Genomic DNA, 17,368 nt, shown 5'->3' on the forward strand with positions numbered 1-17,368 from the left:
ATTGTTATTGACAGCCTTACACAGTGTAAAATAGATAGTAGAAAACATGAATTTAACCTCGACAATTATACAACGGAGGTTTGTTCAACTTGAAATATTTGTGTCGTTTTTGTGTGAAGGGGCATATAGCCCCTTAAATAAAAGTGGTTATACCCTAAATTGCGAAACCAGACCGTTAAGTTGTTCGGCTAATTGCGCGATTTCTGTACTAGAGCCTCGTGTTTGATTTGCTGCTACTGCGTTTTCTTCAGCTATGCGTTTTACGTTTACCACGTTCTCGTTGATACTTTCAGCAACAGAACTTTGTTCTTCGGAAGCGCTAGCAATTTGCATGTTCATATCGTTAATCACATTTATCGCATTGGTAATTGAATCCAACGCGGAACTTGCTTCTACAGCGTTTTTAACACAGTTTTCAGCTTGGAGTTTACCTAGGTCCATCTGCTCGACTGTGTTTTCAGTACCGACTTGTAATTGCTCGATTAGCGTTTGGATCTCAGAGGTAGAACCTTGCGTCCGAGCCGCAAGAGAGCGCACTTCGTCAGCAACGACGGCAAATCCTCGTCCTTGCTCACCTGCTCTTGCTGCTTCAATTGCAGCATTTAGAGCGAGTAGATTTGTTTGGTCTGCGATGCCTCTAATGACATCTAGAATTGTGCTAATGTTTAGGACTTCTTGTTGAACTTCACTCAATTTGTTAGAGGAATCAATGACGCTATTTGAGAGTGAATTGATCGACTCTATTGTCTGTTGGACAACCGCCGACCCAGTTTTTGATTTAGTGTCTGCTTGATTAGCCGCCTCGGCTGCATGTGCTGCATTATCGGCAACATCATGAACTGTTGTCGCCATCTGATTCATTGCAGTTGCAACCATCTCAGTTTCAGACTCCTGTTGAATAATACCTTCAGAAGTCTGTTCTGTGACGACGGCTAGTTCTTCAGAAGCAGAGGCCAACTCAACACTTGCCATTGAAATAGTAGACATCATCTGCTTTAAGTTTGTAGCGGTGTTTTGAACCGCATCTAAAAGCTGGCCTGTCTCATCTTTACTGGTTGCGCCAACGTTGATGGTTAAATCACCATGAGAAAGCTGGTTAGCAGCTTCAACCGCTTTTCTTATTGGACGAGTGATATTTACTGTTAGCAAATATGCTGCGACGACTCCCAGTATGATGGCAATTACCGATAGAATTATAGTAATTTGTATACTTCTATCGGTTGTTTCTTTTAGCTGGGGGCCTAATGTATCTTGGTCTGTCATTATCGATAATTTTACGTCTTCAACGTTAGCGGCTACAGACGGACCGATTGCATTTAGCGAGTCCTCAATAAGGGTGTTTCTTTGAGTGATGAGGCTATTAATATCCTTCATACCATTGATATATAATTTTTGGGCTTGATTGAATTGAGCCAACAAATCTCGGCGATGACTGTCTTGGAGGTTACCGTTTAGATCGACAATCTCTTTAGAAAGATTATCTGACATGTTAGCTATTGCGATACCGTAGTCTTCTACGGTATTACTTTGCAAATACTTCATAACAAATAAGCGCCCAACCAACATTTTGTCTTGAACATGGCCTGCGTGGTATACGGCTTCAGTGTCCTCATCTTGATAGGCGGTTTCTATTATTTCCTCGATCAAATCCCGCATTTTTTCTCCTTGCGGTACGATGACGGAAGAATAGACAACATCGCGTTTTTTAATGAGGTCTACTACTTTATTAAAGGACTGTTCGTACGTGTCAATTGATGCCCTTACTTCTGTAATATGAGATGCACGTTCTGGGTTATTAATTTCTTGAACAGCCTGCTGTAGAAAACCCTTCATTTTTGACAAGTAATCTTGATATTGATTGAGATCTGAATCGCTTTTGGTTATTAAAAAGTCCTTTACATTCATTCGTACCATTAGCATGTTAGCTTGTAACCTGCCTGCCAGATTCGTGTCTCTAGCGAGGGCACGATAATCTGAAATGCCGTTATCGGCTTTTTTCAGAGCAAATATACTCATGGTTAATACAACGGATAAAAGGATAAGTACGAGACCAAACCCTAACCCAATTTTTGAACCTAGCCTTAGATTCCTGAACATAGACACCTCTTTTATATGTTTTTTTATATTAATAACGCTTCAAATATTATTTTTAGTATGTATTTTGATGCATATTTGACATAAACATTAGCAGTTGCTTGTAGATTCAGATTTGATAGGAGTCATGTTTAAGATGAATTGCTGTTAGATAGATGTAGGAATGTGTTGATTTGTGATGATGAATAAATTGCACTAAATATAAACATCGATACTTTTAGTCGCCTTAGCTACGAATTACTAAGGCGTTTGAGAATTTACTTATTAACAAACATGTGGTTAGCAGGTGTTACACCGCGGTCATAAGTGCAAAATGTATCGGTAACCGACTCTGTTTTGCTATGAATCTTAATATTTGTAATGACTTCTAAAGCCCCCGCGTCATAACAAGCTTGTTGAGCGTCTTTTACTATATCAAGCAAATGATTGAGTTCGCCCTTCATTGTTGTTTCCATTGCACCGACCTGATAAGGAACATTGGCTGCTTTGACTACTTCTATTGCCTTATCTACTACTTCAAAATTATTCCCTTCTTTAAGTCTTGGTATGACTTGAAAAGCAACGTATACATCTTTTAGCACGGGATTTTTAGTTTGCATTTATCTGTGACCTACTGGAGTTAATTTCCAAAGGATACTATCAGTTTTAAGATCTAAGGCGAAATTTTAAGTGTTTGAGACTAGAGTATAACTAGCTTTAATTCATTGAGCTTATTAATGTTCTTCTGTTAATTTAGCTTTATTTATATTAGAGTTAACTTAATTAGTTTTATGTATGGTTTTTTGATATGGAAATCAGATTTAACGCAAAAAAAACGGTGTTAGTCTCAACAGCAGTGATTGCGATTTTGTTGGCTATTTTTCCCATTGCTGAACAGGCTGTTGTATTTTCACATAGTGCTGCTGTGGTTCTTATAACGTTAGTCTTTTGGACAACTGGTGTGGTTCCTCCTTTTCTGGTTGGGCTTATCTTTTTTGCTCTGGCAACGGTTTTTAAACTGATTGAACCAACATTACTCTTTTCTGGCTTTGGTTCCACTGCGGTATGGTTAATTATTTCTGGATTTGTAATTGGAGCAGCTATCTCTACTTCAGGTCTAGGTAAAAGATTGGCATCGACGGTCGCTCCTCACTTAACAGGAAGTTATACAAGATTGGTTGGTGGCTTGGTAATAAGTGCGATGCTGCTTGGATTTGTAATGCCTTCGTCTGTGGGACGGGCCGTTGTACTTATACCTATCGGCATGGCCCTCGCAGATCAGGTCGGATTCTCAAAAGGGAGTAACGGACGAATAGGAATAGCCGTTGCTTTAGCTTTGGCTTGTAATATGCCAAGCTTCGCTGTTTTGCCCGCTAATATTCCCAACATGATACTAGCTGGTGCAAGTGAAACTCTTTATGACATTCAGTTTAGTTATACCGAATATTTGCTGCTTCACTTTCCAGTGCTTGGTATTTTAAAATCCCTGCTAATTATATTTCTAGTGTTAAAAATTTTTCCTGATGAAATTTCGTCAAACTGTACACAAGATTCAACTGATGCACAGGATCAGTTTGACCAAAAGTCACAAAAAAAAGTGGCCATTCTTCTTGGTATTACGCTGTTGTTTTGGGTCACGGATACAATTCATGGTGTTAACCCGGCATGGGTGGGCTTGGTGACTGCCGTCATTTTGTTATTACCTAAAATTGGTGTCATTCCACCAAAATCTTTTAATAACTCAGTAGATTTTGGCACTGTCGTGTTTGTATCTTCTGCTCTTGGTTTGGGCATGCTTGTGAATGAATCTGGAATAGGCACCTACATGGGGGAAGCATTTAGCCAGCTTTTACCGTCGTCATCATCAGGATCGTTTTTTGGCTTTATGTCGCTTTCTTTAACATCCGTTGTGACTGGCTTAGTTACCACCATTCCCGGAGTACCTGCGGTCCTTTCCCCTTTAGCTGCAGAATTCGCTCAGGCTACGGGGTTTTCAACGACGGCTGTATTAATGACACAAGTTATCGGCTTTTCTACGGTTATTTTCCCATATCAGGTGGCTCCTTTGATTGTTGCAATGCAACTATCTCAAGAACCCTTAAGTAAATTGGTTAAAATAACGTTGCCTCTTACTGCAATAACGATCATTGTCCTATTTCCGTTGGATTATATTTGGTGGCTTGTGCTTAACTACATATAGCCATTACTCTGTTTTTGCCTGATCGCTTAGCTTTATATAGTTGTTTGTCTGCACTATCAATTAATGATATCGGGCTTTCACTTTCTGTAAACTGAGCGACGCCAAAAGAAGCCGAGATATGTTCAATTTGCTCTCCAGAGCGTTTATTTTTAACAGAGATCTTTTCTATCGATTGACGAATGGCTTCGGCAAACTGTTTTGCAACTTTTAAGCTGGTGTTAGGTAAAAGTAACGCGAACTCTTCACCTCCATAGCGATATGCCGTAAATTCGCCTCGGCAACCGGCTTGCAACCTTTTTGCTATTGCTTTTATTACCATGTCACCAAATACGTGACCATAAACGTCATTCAAATTTTTGAAATTATCTATATCTAAAAGTATTAAACTTAGCGCTAGTGGTTGTTTAGAAGAGCAGAAAGTGGACAGATGTTTATCAAATGTTCCTCTGTTGAATAACCCTGACAAGCTGTCGTATTGCGCGTCATTCTCTACTCTTTTTAACTCTTCTTTGAGGTGGGCAATTTCAGTGCTAGCTGTTTTCATTTGTTGGTTGAAGTAGCTCGTAGAGTTTTTTACTTTTTTTGATTTGCTTACAAGCTCTTGAACTAATAAAAGTAAGTCATCAAAAGCGATAGTTTTGAGGTCGATTTTTGTAAGACTTGCAAAGTTTGTTTTTATTGATTGTTCAAATGAAACCGTATCTGCAAGGGTATCGCGAATTGAAAGTTGTATCTCATTCACTAGAACTTCTAGGCTACGTTTTAATTCTCGAATATCTGATTCAGTTTTACCCGTGATATACGTTTGATAAAGCGCTTCGTTATGGCTTGGTAAACATAATCCATGGTCGGCGATAATTTTGTCTAACTGATTATTTAGTTTTGGTTGAGTTTCTGCAATATAGGTATACCACAACGCATAGTTTTGAGGCGTGGTAGGGGTTTGATTTTTTATCATCAAAGGGACAGCAGCTCTTAGTGTTTCTGCTGCTTTATGAATGTCATTATTATTCATTGGTCAACTAAATCGCTCTAAATATTATCAATATTTGCGGAAACCGTAATGTAATAGGCATACTCAAAATGTTGCTATTAATTAGTGATAATACATCAATTTGGTTGATAATACAGTCAGTTGCACATGTATTTATTCACAATATTCGCGCTGCTCATTATTAGGGATGAGAATAACTAACACAACTCACCTTTGGTTTATTGGTTTATTGGTTTGAGCGATGAACGATGGTGTTCATAATATCCTTGCTTGTGAGCAGCAAATTTCTGATAGTTAGAGCATAAAAAACTCAGCCATTAAATGCACTTCGATTCATAATTGCGCTTGGCTTGATCTATTTTATTCTTGTATTCGGAAGTTAAGCCTTCGGCATTTTCAATATCAATTCGGATTAATTCTATTGTGCGCTGTTCTTCCTCTGCAACTATTTTAGCTTCTTTTTTATTGCTTTCTTCTCGTTGAAGGCGTTCTAGGGCGATGGTTAGAAGTTGCGTTTCTAATCGGGAAATTTCAATGGTATTATTTAGAGAACGACTTTCTGCGTATTCAACTTCTAATAATAGGTTTTTGCAAAATTTTAGATCTTCCTGCTTCTTGTATTTTGATTCTATCTTTTTAATTAATTGAATGTTTTTCTTTTCAACTGTAGAGAGTGATACCTCGTTGGTCAGGGGGTCATACCACGTCTTGGTAGAAAAAATGTACGTAAATCTTCAGATTTAAAAGTATAACCGTGGCGAGCGAAAATTTCGTTACGTATTAACCGGAGATCGGTAGCGTCATAGCGGTTGAGCTCACTTTCGCTAAGCATCCGTTCAGAAGATGCAGCAAGTAAAAAAGCATTATTATTATCATCTAGACTAGCGACTTTTTGCACTTCACTGCAAGTACCGTCGTCTTTATAAATAGTACATTTCCATGCTTCGTTATTCCAAATGATTTTTTCTGGATTCCAGGCCCGATTCATGTTGAAAACACAAGTACATGGTTTTTCATCTGTCTGTGTCGCATTGCTGTCATTCGCCATCACTGCGGGATAGTACAATGCAGTGAGCACGATAAAAATATGCCTTAGTCTGTTCATCATTACTTCCTTATATGCATTTGACTGAATGATGCAATGGTGACGATGCCTATATTCTAACCGAAACTGAGGCCATGCTTTAGCCAATAATGGCCATATTTTGCTGTCGTGCAATAAAACGACTAGTTAATGCATCTGAAAATTTAACCAGTTATCACGTTGAAGGTATTGGTAGTGGTCAGCCCTACATTTTTTAATTAAGCGACATGATTTATGGGACATTTGGCTCTCTACGACCGTCGAAATTCCTGATATATTCTGTTTGATGATAGTAAATAGAGAGTAAGCTAAAAATATATGTTCATAGGAAACAATACAAATATAATCACCCCTTGTATAGGTAAATGCCAGCTAGATGAAAGTGCAGTTTGCAAAGGTTGTTACCGGTCTTCATCAGAAATTGCTGATTGGGTAAATAAATCCGAAGACGAAAAAATAAGTATCGTTATTAGGTGTAAGAAGATGCTCGCTAAGCAGACCTAAATTAGTAGAAATGCTACTTAGTCAAAAAGATTAGCAATTCGATAGCTAATATATCGTCTCTTTGTTTTCTGTTCTAATATGGATGTAATCAAGTTATTTCTGTTTGGAAGGGTATGATGCTCGTAAGAGAAAATACGGGGCTTATTGTGGTCGATGTTCAAGGCAAACTTGCACGGCTTGTTCATGATAGCAATGCTTTAATATCTAACTGTGAAAAGCTGATTAAAGGGGCTCAGATTCTCGATCTGCCTATTATTTTACTCGAACAAAATCCTAATAAGTTAGGGTCTACAGTCAACGAACTGGGTGCTATTCTTAACGGTGTTGAACCTTTAATAAAATTTACTTTCAATGGTTGCGAATCGCTAAACTTCTTAGAGGCTATCAGAAATCAAAATGTAGACACGTGGCTTATCTGTGGTATTGAGGCCCATATTTGCGTATATCAAACTGCTAAAGGACTGGTAGAACTAGGATACAAGGTCGCACTCGTTAGTGATTGCATCTCTTCTCGGGACTTATCAAATAAACAACTTTGCATAAATCGGTTAAGAAATAACGGTGTTGAAATTACCGGTGTAGAAATGTGCTTGTACGAACTAGTAAAAGACTGCAATTCTTCTGAATTTAAAACGATATTGAGTTTAGTGCGTTAGTTAGAATCTCTACTGTTAGGTTTTAAGATGGGATTCTAAGGTATATGTCTTTTCTGTTGATCTAAACACCGAATAGTATCCCATCTGTTTTTGAACTACATTTAAATGTCCATTTATTCGTCGAGATAATTAAAATTTTAGCGTTAACCCTACCGCTGAAAATAGCGTTTTTTTATCATAAAAAACTAAATTTGAATCCAAATCAGAATAGGTAATCAGTACATTGGCAGCTAAGTTTTGGTATCCCATCAAGTTGTTGTATTGGTAAACCGCTGTTGCTCCAAGTTGAGTATCATCCCGCGTTTCTCCAAATATAGAATGAACTGTATCAAAGTCAGTTTGTGTATAATCCGCGGTAAGAGCCAAAAAGTGTTGATTACTTCTTCGTATTAAGGTTAATGAGTAGCCCCACAAGGTACTGGATTGTGCATCTCCTTCAGCACTATAAGCATTTCGTCTTACTCCAGGTTGGATGAAGGTGCCGGGGCCAGCATATATTGTCCATGAGAGTTTCGAATACAATCCGTAACCTTCTCGCTGAAGTTGATTTGCTACTGACTCTGAATAACCACTTCCTGATAACTCGTTATCGATATCTTTTGTGTAGTAACCAATATCAGCGTTAAGCCCTGTTCCAACGATGTTTTCATACTGGAATCGATAAGCATTTCCAGACTCATCGGTTGTTTGGCGTGATTCGTTGACGAGAAAAGGATCGGCCCAAGTTTCCGATTTCATAATGGTCGGTAAGACCGAAACTGCGAGGAAAGAACGGTCGCGGAGCCAATATTTGTAACCGACTTCCAACGCAGCAACCCCCTGAATAATGTCGGCTCTAGAAGTACCAAGGAACAGCTCTTGGTTAGCATTCGAGCCGAAATTATAACGAAGTTGACCTAGTGGTATAACCAACCAGTCCTGTTCTGCATCAACATCGCTGGTAAGACTGTCGGTTTTAATTGGATTGTCGGTATTAAAGTTACTTTCACTGGATGTGAAACCAGTCATGATAGATAACTCACCACTAAAGCCTTTCTGTGCTGCGTGGCTCTGAGAGGCCATCATCGACAACGAAACGATGGCAATTACAGGAGATTTTCGCATACCAACATAAACCTTTTAATCAATAAATTAGCACAATAAATCTTACTTTTGGGCATCGTATAAGCATTGCGTCAATGTAACAGTGATGTTTAAAATTTCAAAGTGTTATACATTTTTAATATACAACGCCATAGGTGGGTTGGGTGGGTAAATATAAGGTTAGAGAACATGTGCTGTGATATCTAACAAAATGGCTCTTAGATTACCTTTCTTCTGAAAACCTTGCGAAAAAAGGCGACAGTTCATCATTTTGGGTGATAAGGGGATGATAAAGCTCTGGCCTGCGTCCACGAATCCAACGTCTACCTGTACACATATCCAGCTCTTTTGCTTTTAGATCTGCAATGACAATATCGTTATCGATACTATCGGTTTCTACAAGTATTTGTCCGTATGGATTCAATATCATTGAATTTCCGCTCCTGACTTCATCCATATCAACCCCAACGCCATTACTAAATATCAGAAACATCCCGTTGTCATGGGCACGAGCAGGTAACCACCGCATTAACCATTCACGCCCTTTTTGTCCTTGCATCTCTAAACGGATAGCTTCGGGGTTTCTTTTTCGGTCATACCATAGTTGCGTGTCGATAAGCCCCATAGCATTTGGGCTACGAGAATTACAGCCACCAGTTTGGTGCGGTGCAACGAGGATATCAGCGCCTTTTAACGCAGTGAGCCTGACGTTTTCTACTAAGTTGTTATCCCAGCAGATAAGTATACCAACGCGACATCCATGTGGTGTATCAAAGACGGTATATTCATCGCCGCTCGCCATGTACTTGCTCACGAAAGTATGTAATTTTCGATGTTTAGCAATTTTCCCATCTGGCATTGCCATAACGTAGACATTGTAGAGGGTTCCTGCTTCATCCTTTTCAATTAACCCCACACCTATACTCATTTCGTACTTAGCAGACATAGCCAACAACGTTTGGCATGTATCTCCCTGTGGGACAAATTCAGCAAGAGAGAAGATGTCAGGTTCGCTTAGTTTTGAAACGTGCCAATACCCAGTGACGCACATTTCTGGGAAGACAATAATGTTCACATTTTCTTTTCGTGCTTTTTCTACGTAGTGTTTAATGACTGACAGGTTGTAGAATTTGTCATTAGCACGATGATTGAACTGGACTGATGCCGCACGCACGTCTTTCATGAAGAGTTCCTTTTGCTGTTTTGAATAGTTGCCATCAGTATAAAAAGCTTTAAGCATTCCGTATAATGAAAGAACTTCGCTATTCAATGAGCAAATGGAATGGATATTGATCAACTACGTACTTTTTGTCAGTTAGCTGAGGATGGTAATTATCGGGTAGCGTCTGAGCATTTGTGTATCACACAATCAGCGTTAACAAAAAAATTCAGCGCCTTGAGCTGCACACTGGGACAAACCTGTTTGAGAGAGGAAGGCACGGGGCATGTTTGACTCAAGCTGGGTTAACTCTTTTCCCGAAGCGCAGCGAATAGTGGCGAACTTCGAAGCGTTCCAGACCTTAACGAATTTGGTGGCAGAGGGAACGGAAGGTTACCTGAATATAGGTTTCGGAATATCTTCGTATCATCTTGCTCCACAATATATTGCTCAATTTAAACAATTGTTTCCGAATATCCATATTACACTCAATGACATACCGTCACAGTTTCAAACTAAAGCTCTTCTTCGAGGTGAACTCCAGCTAGGTTTTAATAGGCTTCCTGTCACTACGCCATTAAGAGGGGTGAGCCTTTCGTCTGATCATTTAGTTGTAGCTGTTCATCGGAGTCGACACATTGATGAGAATATATTGTGGGATTCATTACTGCATTTGGATTATTTAAGACTTAATCCTGCTCGAGGGCAGGGTTTGAACCAACAGATAGAAGCGTTACTCATGGAACATAATCAAGTTTTACATCCTATACAGGAAGCTGATGATATCCTGACGCTTTTGGCTCTCGTATCAGCAAACTTAGGCTTTACAATAGTGCCAGCTAGTGTTGAACAGATCGCAAACGACAATGTTCGTTTTATTCCATTGCATGGGGTTAGTGCAATGTGGGATGTCGGTTTAATTTGGAATGAGGATATGGATAACCCTGTTAGAGAAAGCTTTATTGACTTAATTGTAAAATCTTTATTGAGATAGGAATGGACTCAGTTATTACACATTTTCAGTATTATGGCTAGGAGAGGGCAGAATGAGTAAATTATATCAAGGGCAATGCCTCTGCGGCGGAATCAAGTTTGAAGTCGATGAAATTCGGCCACGGATGGCACACTGCCATTGCACTATGTGTAGAAAATTTCATGGGGCAGCGTTTTCAACTTTTGGGGAAGCAAAGGTAGAACACTTTAGATGGCTGTCAGGAATGGCATTAATAAGAACATTTCAGGCTAAAAACGGAACGAAGCGTCAGTTTTGCGATACATGTGGATCTAGCCTACGCTTTATTCCTTCGAATGATACAGGTGAATACGTCGAGTTTTCCCTTTCGCTGTTGGATGACGACATTCCTCATCGATCTGATGCTCATATATACACAAAGTTTAGGGCAAGTTGGTACGAAATTACTGACGGTCTTCCTGTATTCAGTGAAGGACGTAAGTAGTAAAGATAACTTGATATTTCCGCTACGCAGTGATGAATGATATGCCATAAATGAAAAACTTACTGGCACAGTGTTCTCTAAATAACTTTTGTGACTTCCCATTAATGCGTATTTCGTTTCACACATGCATGCTTAAAGGCTGAACCAAAAACAGGCTCAGCCTTTATTAGTTGAATTCACTATAGATAACGACTTCTCAAATGAGCCTGAAAGTAATCAGCATTCAGCGTCTAACCAGTTGCCGACTTAACTATCTCATCCGTCGTCAACAAACTGCCTTTACTCCATATATTCTCCGATAACCGAGTGAAGATAGGAGTTAGGTCTCCACTTTGAATCACTGAATCTACATCAACAGTTTTACGCGTTGTCACCATAAACTACGCCGCATACATCGCGTCTAAAGAGTAGCTTGGGAAATACCCAAAGACCCCATCAGTCCAGTGAATACAGATAATGCCGCGCGATTTGCTACTATTGTCGCGTATTGCTACAATAATGCCAATTAGTAAAGGAGCAAACCATGGCAACTTCAAGTATTAGAATCGATCAAGAGTTGGTTGAAAAAGCCTCCATCATGGCAAAGGCTCTTAATCGTACGACACCAAAACAAATTGAACATTGGGCTAAAATTGGTGAAATGATGGAAGATAATCCAGATTTACCGTATGAGTTTGTAAAACAGGCCATTATATCGAAAGCTGAAAAAGAGGCAGGTAAACTGGAGCCTTATAGCTTTGACTAAAATAACCAATATTCTTCAGACACCTACGTTTAAAAAAGCAGTCAAGAAACTTCATAAAAATCAAAAGAAGGATCTTGACATAGCAATCAGAACTTTAATGGATGAACCACTGATTGGTGAACAGAAAAAAGGTGATCTTGTGTTTCTGCGTGTTTACAAATTCAAAATGGTTAAGCAATTAACGTTACTGGGTTATAGCTACGAAGATGGTACCGTGACTCTTGAACTGATTGCTTTTGGTTCTCATGAGAATTTCTATCGTGATATTAAGAACAGTTATTAGGTTTTGCGAGTTGCATTGAGCTGCCAACTTATTAGTATTTATAGATAACGACTTCTCAAATGCGCTTGAAAGTGATCAGCGTTTAACGTCTCGCCAGTCGCAGATTTAACTAACTCGTCTATCGTCAGCAAACTCCCTTTACTCCAGATATTCTCCGATAACCAAGTGAAAATAGGGGTTAGGTCGCAACTTCGAATCACTGAATCAACGTCTACACTTTTCTTCATCGACGCCTGCTAGATATTATTCCAATTTCCTTTTCGATAGTTAGAGTGATATCGGTAAAATTGCTTGTCATCTTTACAATATCGCTATATAGATAACAAAGGAGATCTGATATGAAAGTTGAAGTAGTAACTTCCCTCAAGCGAAAGGCTACCAAGATTCTTGCAAAGCTACACGATAGAAAAGAGCCTATTCTGACTGCTGAGCATGGAATAACATCGGCTTATCTTGTTGGCGTTGAAGACTATGCGTTTATGTAAAATCGACTTTCTATCCTGGAAGGAATTGCAAGAGGTGAAAGAGCAGTAATAGATGGAAAAACGTTAAGCCATAAGGAAGCCAAGGACAAGATGTCAAAATAGTTGAAATAATATGGACTGACCCTGCTCTTTCTAATTAAAATGATATAGCTGAATATATAGCCGTAGATAATATATGTGCGGCAAAAACGTTTATCCAAACAGTTTTTACTAAGGTAAATGTTTAGAGTTATTTTCTGAATATGGACGAATTCTGAATGAAATACTGCATTTACCTTACCGAAAAGTAGTTATTAACCCACGCCTAAATTTTTATAAGATAGAAGAAGGCAACATTGAATTTCGGTATAATTATTCTTGATTAGTGTTGTAAAAAGAGAAGCTAACATCGTAGTAATTACGATGTTAGCTATTAACTTAATAAATCGGACAAACTCCGTCGTAATCGTCTAAATTGTATAGTTCAATTTGCTCTTCAGAAGGACCACAAAAATCTTCTGATGAACCATCCATATATTCTATAGTACGCTTCCATTCTTCGGTGGTCCCCCACTTAGTATATTGATCTCTTACGACTTCATTATCAGGCTGACTGTAGTCATAACTTACTTTACTTAATTTATGCGCATTATAATCTTCTTCATTAGTTAAATCAGCGTCTATAAAGCTCAGTTCATTTAACGTATCAATGCTTAAGTTATCGGGATTTGCACTTAAATTAAAATAGGTACTGTAAGCTGAATCGGAAATGTCTGGGGCTAAATAGTGCAACCTTACTTTGTCAGTGAGTACGCCTTCAGTTCTGAACCGAGCCTGAAGTGTTTGTTGAGCTGGGTAACCATCTAGCGTAACTGTTAAACACTCGTCCCAATCTGCGACATTGTCTTTAAAGGCGATATTTTCTATTCCATACGACACGATACTACTAGTTTGTTTGTAATCTTCCCTTACTTCACAGGTATAGAAATCATCGAACTCTTCAGACACTTCTAAAGTTCTATCGTATTCAAGCCCAATTGTTTCATCGCTGTTATAAATAATTTTATCTTCAGCATGGAAGTTTTTTTCACAACTGCGGTCAAATCTTCAGACATGACATCATAATCGAAAACATAACCGTCTTTCATTGTCACTTTTGTATAGCGAATTTGGTCACCGTCGTCTTCAAAGAAACTCACATGAATATATAGAGCGTCAGGGTCAGATTCCGATACCGAAGACTCGGCTTCATAAGCCGCTTTTAATACCGACACTATTTCTTTAGCTTCGGTATGTAGTTCTGAATTCGCAGTTGCGACATAGTCAGTGAAGAGAGTTAATGTATTGACTGATAATTCGCTGGCCAATTCTTCTGTTTCATCGACAATTAGTCTATCTAATTCGTCGCGCATTGACTCGTCATTAGACAATTCGTCACAACTTAATGCGAAATCAATATCGTGGAGCTTACCCAATGCGCCATTCCATATTTCAGTAGTTAAAGGGGTAACGAAGACATCTGAATTATTATCGACGAGTCCTGATGGGGGAAAAGTCATTTTATAAGGAGTGCCAATAGGCTGTTCTGGGTTGTCACTATCAATTGCATCAGCGGGAACTAAGGCAACGATAGGTACCCACTTCCAACACGCTTCAGAAGTAAGGGCATCGTCGGCAAAAGTAAAGTCTCCATCTTCACTCGTTACTACGAAAGGTTCACCATCATCTAATTGCGAGTTAAAGTTTATGTCCAAAAAAACAGTTGCACCCGATATGTAGCCATCGATCAACTTTCCGTTAACGGCTTGCGCTAAAGTATCCGTCGTACTTTCATTACTTGTGGCATTGTCGCTGCTATCTCCACCACCACAACCTAATATAACTAGAGATGATGCTGTAGCTAAAAGTAGTCCTTTATTCATGATATACCCCTTCTCAATGAATGCCGATTTGAATAGACAAAATAAAATCATCGGCTCATGGATATATTAGGAATATAGCGGGGGTTATATATAGGACATATGTCCCTTATACATTTCCGGCAACGGTAAAGAATGTAGTTGACGCAAAAAATTGACCTTTTTCATCTTTGTTTCGTTGGTCTTCCAACCAGGCTGTCTTCTCATTATTAGTAAGCACTCCTTTTTCAACGGCACTCTCTAGCGAAGAAATTAATCCGGAAGCACGATCAAACTCATTCAGTGAACGAAATACAAGGTTATTAGTTTCTATTACAATGTCCTTTAGGCCATTAGCAGCCAATGTTCCTGAGAGTTGGCGTCCAATTCGATGGTTTGTAATACTAATGCAGAGTAGGTTTACGAGTCTTTCTGTTAAAGCTAATAAATCCGAGTGGATGATAGTAGTGCCATAATCGGCTTCTGTTACTACAACGCGGCCACCAGGTTTTGTTACGCGAATAATTTCTTCTATGGCAGTGTTTGGGCTTGGTAAATGACACAGTAACCGTTCACAATGCGTTGCAGAATATGTGTTATTTTTAAAAGGTAGATGCTCAACACTTGCCGTAATGAAATTGATTTGTGGGTATTTCACACCGTATCTGATTGTTGCTTCTTCAATCATTATCTTCGAGCTGTCAACGCCCGTAATTTTTGTTCCTTCTCCAAAATGAATCATAAAAGACCAACAGTCAAAACCTGTTCCACTACCGACGTCTAATACAGACAGTAACCCTCCATTAGTTAGTAAATCGATACTTCTTTTTTCCAACTTACAACATTAGGGTGTTCGGATAAGACATCAAGGTATTCAATTAAATGCCGATTATCTTGGTCAACATTTTTAAATCCGACCTTAGGGTCCAATGACTTCTCCATTAGTGGCTCCTTAGAGTGTTCTAGTTCATTGATTAAATAATAATTAATCAATGATGCTCGATTGTTTAACCCCGTTTTTTTATAAATTTGAGATAGGTGGTTACGAATAGTCTTTGGAGATAAATTGAATTTTTTGGCAATTTCGTTATCGCTGCTTCCTTCACACAAGGCTTGAACAATGTCAGTTTGCCGAAGTGTTAAGTTACGCAGCGGTGAATCTGTATTTAAAGACGCAAATAGTAATCCATCCACACGTTCTAGCTTTAACAGCGTTTCTTTATCAACTTCAAATACGCCAGAGTTTAGTGACTCTAACTGATTAGGTATCCGCAATTGGTTGTTTTTTATGTAGTCTACTTTTTTTAAAACAGAGATAAAGAGTTCTTCGGCTTCATATATGAAGCCGAAGTTATCTAAAATTGCACAAGTGCGGTTTTGACGTTTTGGTGCGTTAATTGAAGATATCAAATTGTTCCTTAATGCTTCAACCAGATGAGGCATTAACAGATGTTTAATAAAAGTGTCTTGTTCAGAAAACTCGTATCGTGTGGCTGAGTTGTATAAAGAAACAATATTCATGGTTCCTGTTGACTCAGAAATTTTCAGGGTTGAAATTACATCTTCAATGCCAAAATATTGCCCATGTTTTAGGTATATATCGTTTTGATAGTATCCATGGTTAGAAAACAATTTCTTGACACGAATAGGGTTATCAGGGCTTGCTAATATTGCTTTAACGATGGGATCTTCATTTTCATTGGGGTATAGCGCTTGGTAACTTTTCATAAATGCATATGGCTGGTTAAAAAGGTAGACATCAACGGGATTCACACTCACGTTTAAGTTAGAACAACTGACCCATAAAGCAGAGTCAAACTCTATCCAATCTTGAAGTCGAGTTAGCGCCCAATGTTTAAAGTCGTTCAATGGGACATTGGCAGAGTGTTGATACAACTCTATTATCCATTTGTTTAATCGTTGATAGTCCATCCACATCCTTGAATAGAAGGAAACAGCAGAACCATTGCCTGTGTACGCCCTGTTACTCCAAGTGTTTTATATAACTTTGTGAGCTTATTACGAATCGTTTTTTCGCTGAGAAACACTTTGTTCGAAATCTGTTTTGTAGACAGTCCTTCCACTAATAAATAAAGAATTTGTTGTTCTTGTTGACCGAATTGATTTAACACCGCCTGACGAGAATTATCTTGATTGATTTTTTTAACGAATGCAAAGGCTGAGTATTGGTAAATTGATTTTTTCTTGTGGTATTGACTAAGTGGGGCATCAACCATGCGATGCGATTCCGTTCTAATTGGCTGGATGATCGATGATAAAAAATCGATAGTTTGTAGGTTGCTCCCACAGAGCGATCATCGAATTCTGAAATTAATAGATATTTAGAGTTCAATGTATTCGGAGCAGTCTGCTCCATAGAATTTTTAGGACGGTATAAACTTGTTTGGCGACTCACATTTAACGTATCGTTTTGGCTAGACGTGGCTTTCTTTGGTTTTGAACCTAACATCGACACATAAGGAATTGTTGTTGTAGGAGGTGCTCCATAATTGAAATAACTGCTACCTTGCAAGTAGCCAAAACCATCGCTTTCTCTTCTCCAAGTAGCAGAGTTAAATGGTACTACTTTAGTAATAGCTTCGAAGCTACACTGTTGAAACTCAGCAACAGATTTCGTTAAGGCATTGTGATATAGAAAAGCGATTAGTTCACTAAAGTCTCTGTCCCACTCCATTTTGTGTCCTGATCTGTTGAATTTGTTTAAGAACTATTGGTTAAGAGTTTGGGTTAAAACTCTAATTCTAATA

At 38.7% G+C, this 17,368-nt stretch carries 17 protein-coding genes and 5 pseudogenes; 9 read left to right on the forward strand and 13 right to left on the reverse strand.

Annotated elements, in window-relative coordinates:
• Positions 1–147: 147 nt before the first annotated feature.
• Positions 148–2,097 carry a methyl-accepting chemotaxis protein gene (locus PGX00_RS09030; RefSeq protein ID WP_272135436.1) on the reverse strand — a complete coding sequence of 650 codons (1,950 nt, stop codon included), beginning with the start codon at positions 2,095–2,097 and terminating at the stop codon, positions 148–150.
• 254 nt (positions 2,098–2,351) lie between these two features.
• Positions 2,352–2,693 (reverse strand): thiamine-binding protein, encoded by a 342-nt coding sequence (locus PGX00_RS09035; RefSeq protein ID WP_272135438.1) that lies wholly within the window; start codon positions 2,691–2,693, stop codon positions 2,352–2,354.
• Between the two features lie 188 nt (positions 2,694–2,881).
• Between PGX00_RS09035 and PGX00_RS09040 the strand changes: the two genes are divergently transcribed.
• Entirely contained in the window at positions 2,882–4,273 is a 1,392-nt protein-coding gene (locus tag PGX00_RS09040; protein WP_272135440.1) for an SLC13 family permease, read from the forward strand.
• Here the strand turns inward: PGX00_RS09040 and PGX00_RS09045 are convergent.
• The gene (locus tag PGX00_RS09045; protein WP_272135442.1) at positions 4,260–5,288 is read right to left on the reverse strand and encodes a GGDEF domain-containing protein; all 1,029 of its coding nucleotides are present in this window, start codon (positions 5,286–5,288) and stop codon (positions 4,260–4,262) included. The two genes, PGX00_RS09040 and PGX00_RS09045, sit on opposite strands and share 14 nt — an antisense overlap.
• Positions 5,289–5,955: 667 nt before the next feature.
• Positions 5,956–6,372, reverse strand: coding sequence for a YARHG domain-containing protein (locus tag PGX00_RS09050; RefSeq protein WP_272135444.1), 417 nt, complete (start codon positions 6,370–6,372; stop codon positions 5,956–5,958).
• 297 nt (positions 6,373–6,669) lie between these two features.
• Here PGX00_RS09050 and PGX00_RS22900 point away from each other — a divergent pair, with 297 nt between their 5' ends.
• Together PGX00_RS22900 and PGX00_RS09055 are read left to right on the forward strand one after the other, a co-directional pair.
• Positions 6,670–6,855 (forward strand): DUF1289 domain-containing protein, encoded by a 186-nt coding sequence (locus PGX00_RS22900; RefSeq protein ID WP_407702347.1) that lies wholly within the window; start codon positions 6,670–6,672, stop codon positions 6,853–6,855.
• A gap of 116 nt (positions 6,856–6,971) precedes the next feature.
• Positions 6,972–7,511 (forward strand): isochorismatase family protein, encoded by a 540-nt coding sequence (locus PGX00_RS09055; protein WP_272135446.1) that lies wholly within the window; start codon positions 6,972–6,974, stop codon positions 7,509–7,511.
• A gap of 129 nt (positions 7,512–7,640) precedes the next feature.
• Here PGX00_RS09055 and PGX00_RS09060 read toward each other — a convergent pair whose 3' ends face one another.
• The gene (locus tag PGX00_RS09060) at positions 7,641–8,615 is read right to left on the reverse strand and encodes a DUF2860 family protein (protein WP_272135448.1); all 975 of its coding nucleotides are present in this window, start codon (positions 8,613–8,615) and stop codon (positions 7,641–7,643) included.
• A 202-nt stretch (positions 8,616–8,817) separates the two neighbouring features.
• Positions 8,818–9,777, reverse strand: coding sequence for a nitrilase family protein (locus PGX00_RS09065; RefSeq protein WP_272135450.1), 960 nt, complete (start codon positions 9,775–9,777; stop codon positions 8,818–8,820).
• A 99-nt stretch (positions 9,778–9,876) separates the two neighbouring features.
• On the opposite strand from PGX00_RS09065, the pseudogene PGX00_RS09070 reads away from it, so the two are divergent.
• Together PGX00_RS09070 and PGX00_RS09075 are read left to right on the forward strand one after the other, a co-directional pair.
• Positions 9,877–10,747: pseudogene (locus PGX00_RS09070) on the forward strand (LysR family transcriptional regulator).
• A 52-nt stretch (positions 10,748–10,799) separates the two neighbouring features.
• The gene (locus PGX00_RS09075) at positions 10,800–11,210 is read left to right on the forward strand and encodes a GFA family protein (protein ID WP_272135452.1); all 411 of its coding nucleotides are present in this window, start codon (positions 10,800–10,802) and stop codon (positions 11,208–11,210) included.
• A 230-nt stretch (positions 11,211–11,440) separates the two neighbouring features.
• On the opposite strand, the pseudogene PGX00_RS09080 reads toward PGX00_RS09075, so the two are convergent.
• Positions 11,441–11,746, reverse strand: a pseudogene (locus PGX00_RS09080) (hypothetical protein).
• Here PGX00_RS09080 and PGX00_RS09085 point away from each other — a divergent pair.
• Positions 11,734–11,955, forward strand: a complete 222-nt coding sequence (locus PGX00_RS09085) for a TA system antitoxin ParD family protein (protein ID WP_272135454.1) — start codon at positions 11,734–11,736, stop codon at positions 11,953–11,955. The pseudogene PGX00_RS09080 and the gene PGX00_RS09085 sit on opposite strands and share 13 nt — an antisense overlap.
• The gene (locus tag PGX00_RS09090; protein ID WP_272135456.1) at positions 11,948–12,238 is read left to right on the forward strand and encodes a type II toxin-antitoxin system RelE/ParE family toxin; all 291 of its coding nucleotides are present in this window, start codon (positions 11,948–11,950) and stop codon (positions 12,236–12,238) included. Before PGX00_RS09085 ends, PGX00_RS09090 begins: the two co-directional genes overlap by 8 nt.
• Positions 12,239–12,276: 38 nt before the next feature.
• Here the strand turns inward: PGX00_RS09090 and PGX00_RS09095 are convergent.
• A pseudogene (locus PGX00_RS09095) lies at positions 12,277–12,471 on the reverse strand (carboxypeptidase M32); the annotation flags it as partial.
• Between the two features lie 105 nt (positions 12,472–12,576).
• Here PGX00_RS09095 and PGX00_RS09100 point away from each other — a divergent pair.
• Together PGX00_RS09100 and PGX00_RS22780 are read left to right on the forward strand one after the other, a co-directional pair.
• Positions 12,577–12,825 (forward strand): annotated as a pseudogene (locus PGX00_RS09100) (type II toxin-antitoxin system Phd/YefM family antitoxin).
• Positions 12,826–12,869: 44 nt separating this feature from the next.
• A pseudogene (locus PGX00_RS22780) lies at positions 12,870–13,084 on the forward strand (type II toxin-antitoxin system RelE/ParE family toxin).
• A gap of 56 nt (positions 13,085–13,140) precedes the next feature.
• Here the strand turns inward: PGX00_RS22780 and PGX00_RS09105 are convergent.
• The 5 genes from PGX00_RS09105 to PGX00_RS09125 form a co-directional block, all read right to left on the reverse strand.
• Complete coding sequence (locus PGX00_RS09105) at positions 13,141–13,710, reverse strand: hypothetical protein (RefSeq protein WP_272135458.1); 570 nt, start codon at positions 13,708–13,710, stop codon at positions 13,141–13,143.
• Between the two features lie 2 nt (positions 13,711–13,712).
• Positions 13,713–14,624 (reverse strand): hypothetical protein, encoded by a 912-nt coding sequence (locus PGX00_RS09110; protein WP_272135460.1) that lies wholly within the window; start codon positions 14,622–14,624, stop codon positions 13,713–13,715.
• Between the two features lie 106 nt (positions 14,625–14,730).
• Positions 14,731–15,435 carry a methyltransferase domain-containing protein gene (locus PGX00_RS09115; protein ID WP_272135462.1) on the reverse strand — a complete coding sequence of 235 codons (705 nt, stop codon included), beginning with the start codon at positions 15,433–15,435 and terminating at the stop codon, positions 14,731–14,733.
• Positions 15,408–16,532, reverse strand: coding sequence for a response regulator transcription factor (locus PGX00_RS09120; RefSeq protein ID WP_272135465.1), 1,125 nt, complete (start codon positions 16,530–16,532; stop codon positions 15,408–15,410). Before PGX00_RS09120 ends, PGX00_RS09115 begins: the two co-directional genes overlap by 28 nt.
• Positions 16,514–16,837: a helix-turn-helix domain-containing protein gene (locus PGX00_RS09125; RefSeq protein WP_272135467.1), complete on the reverse strand. Its 324-nt coding sequence runs from the start codon at positions 16,835–16,837 to the stop codon at positions 16,514–16,516. Before PGX00_RS09125 ends, PGX00_RS09120 begins: the two co-directional genes overlap by 19 nt.
• Between the last annotated feature and the right edge of the window lie 531 nt (positions 16,838–17,368).

Source organism: Vibrio algarum (assembly GCF_028204155.1).
Lineage (GTDB): Bacteria > Pseudomonadota > Gammaproteobacteria > Enterobacterales > Vibrionaceae > Vibrio > Vibrio algarum.

Bases quoted from the DNA above. Each gene is read 5' to 3' on its own strand.
- PGX00_RS09030 (WP_272135436.1), bottom strand. From the start codon at position 2,097: ATGTTCAGGAATCTAAGGCTAGGTTCAAAAATTGGGTTAGGGTTTGGT.
- PGX00_RS09035 (WP_272135438.1), bottom strand. From the start codon at position 2,693: ATGCAAACTAAAAATCCCGTGCTAAAAGATGTATACGTTGCTTTTCAA.
- PGX00_RS09040 (WP_272135440.1), top strand. From the start codon at position 2,882: ATGGAAATCAGATTTAACGCAAAAAAAACGGTGTTAGTCTCAACAGCA.
- PGX00_RS09045 (WP_272135442.1), bottom strand. From the start codon at position 5,288: ATGAATAATAATGACATTCATAAAGCAGCAGAAACACTAAGAGCTGCT.
- PGX00_RS09050 (WP_272135444.1), bottom strand. From the start codon at position 6,372: ATGAACAGACTAAGGCATATTTTTATCGTGCTCACTGCATTGTACTAT.
- PGX00_RS22900 (WP_407702347.1), top strand. From the start codon at position 6,670: ATGTTCATAGGAAACAATACAAATATAATCACCCCTTGTATAGGTAAA.
- PGX00_RS09055 (WP_272135446.1), top strand. From the start codon at position 6,972: ATGCTCGTAAGAGAAAATACGGGGCTTATTGTGGTCGATGTTCAAGGC.
- PGX00_RS09060 (WP_272135448.1), bottom strand. From the start codon at position 8,615: ATGCGAAAATCTCCTGTAATTGCCATCGTTTCGTTGTCGATGATGGCC.
- PGX00_RS09065 (WP_272135450.1), bottom strand. From the start codon at position 9,777: ATGAAAGACGTGCGTGCGGCATCAGTCCAGTTCAATCATCGTGCTAAT.
- PGX00_RS09075 (WP_272135452.1), top strand. From the start codon at position 10,800: ATGAGTAAATTATATCAAGGGCAATGCCTCTGCGGCGGAATCAAGTTT.
- PGX00_RS09085 (WP_272135454.1), top strand. From the start codon at position 11,734: ATGGCAACTTCAAGTATTAGAATCGATCAAGAGTTGGTTGAAAAAGCC.
- PGX00_RS09110 (WP_272135460.1), bottom strand. From the start codon at position 14,624: ATGAATAAAGGACTACTTTTAGCTACAGCATCATCTCTAGTTATATTA.
- PGX00_RS09120 (WP_272135465.1), bottom strand. From the start codon at position 16,532: ATGGACTATCAACGATTAAACAAATGGATAATAGAGTTGTATCAACAC.
- PGX00_RS09125 (WP_272135467.1), bottom strand. From the start codon at position 16,837: ATGGTTGATGCCCCACTTAGTCAATACCACAAGAAAAAATCAATTTAC.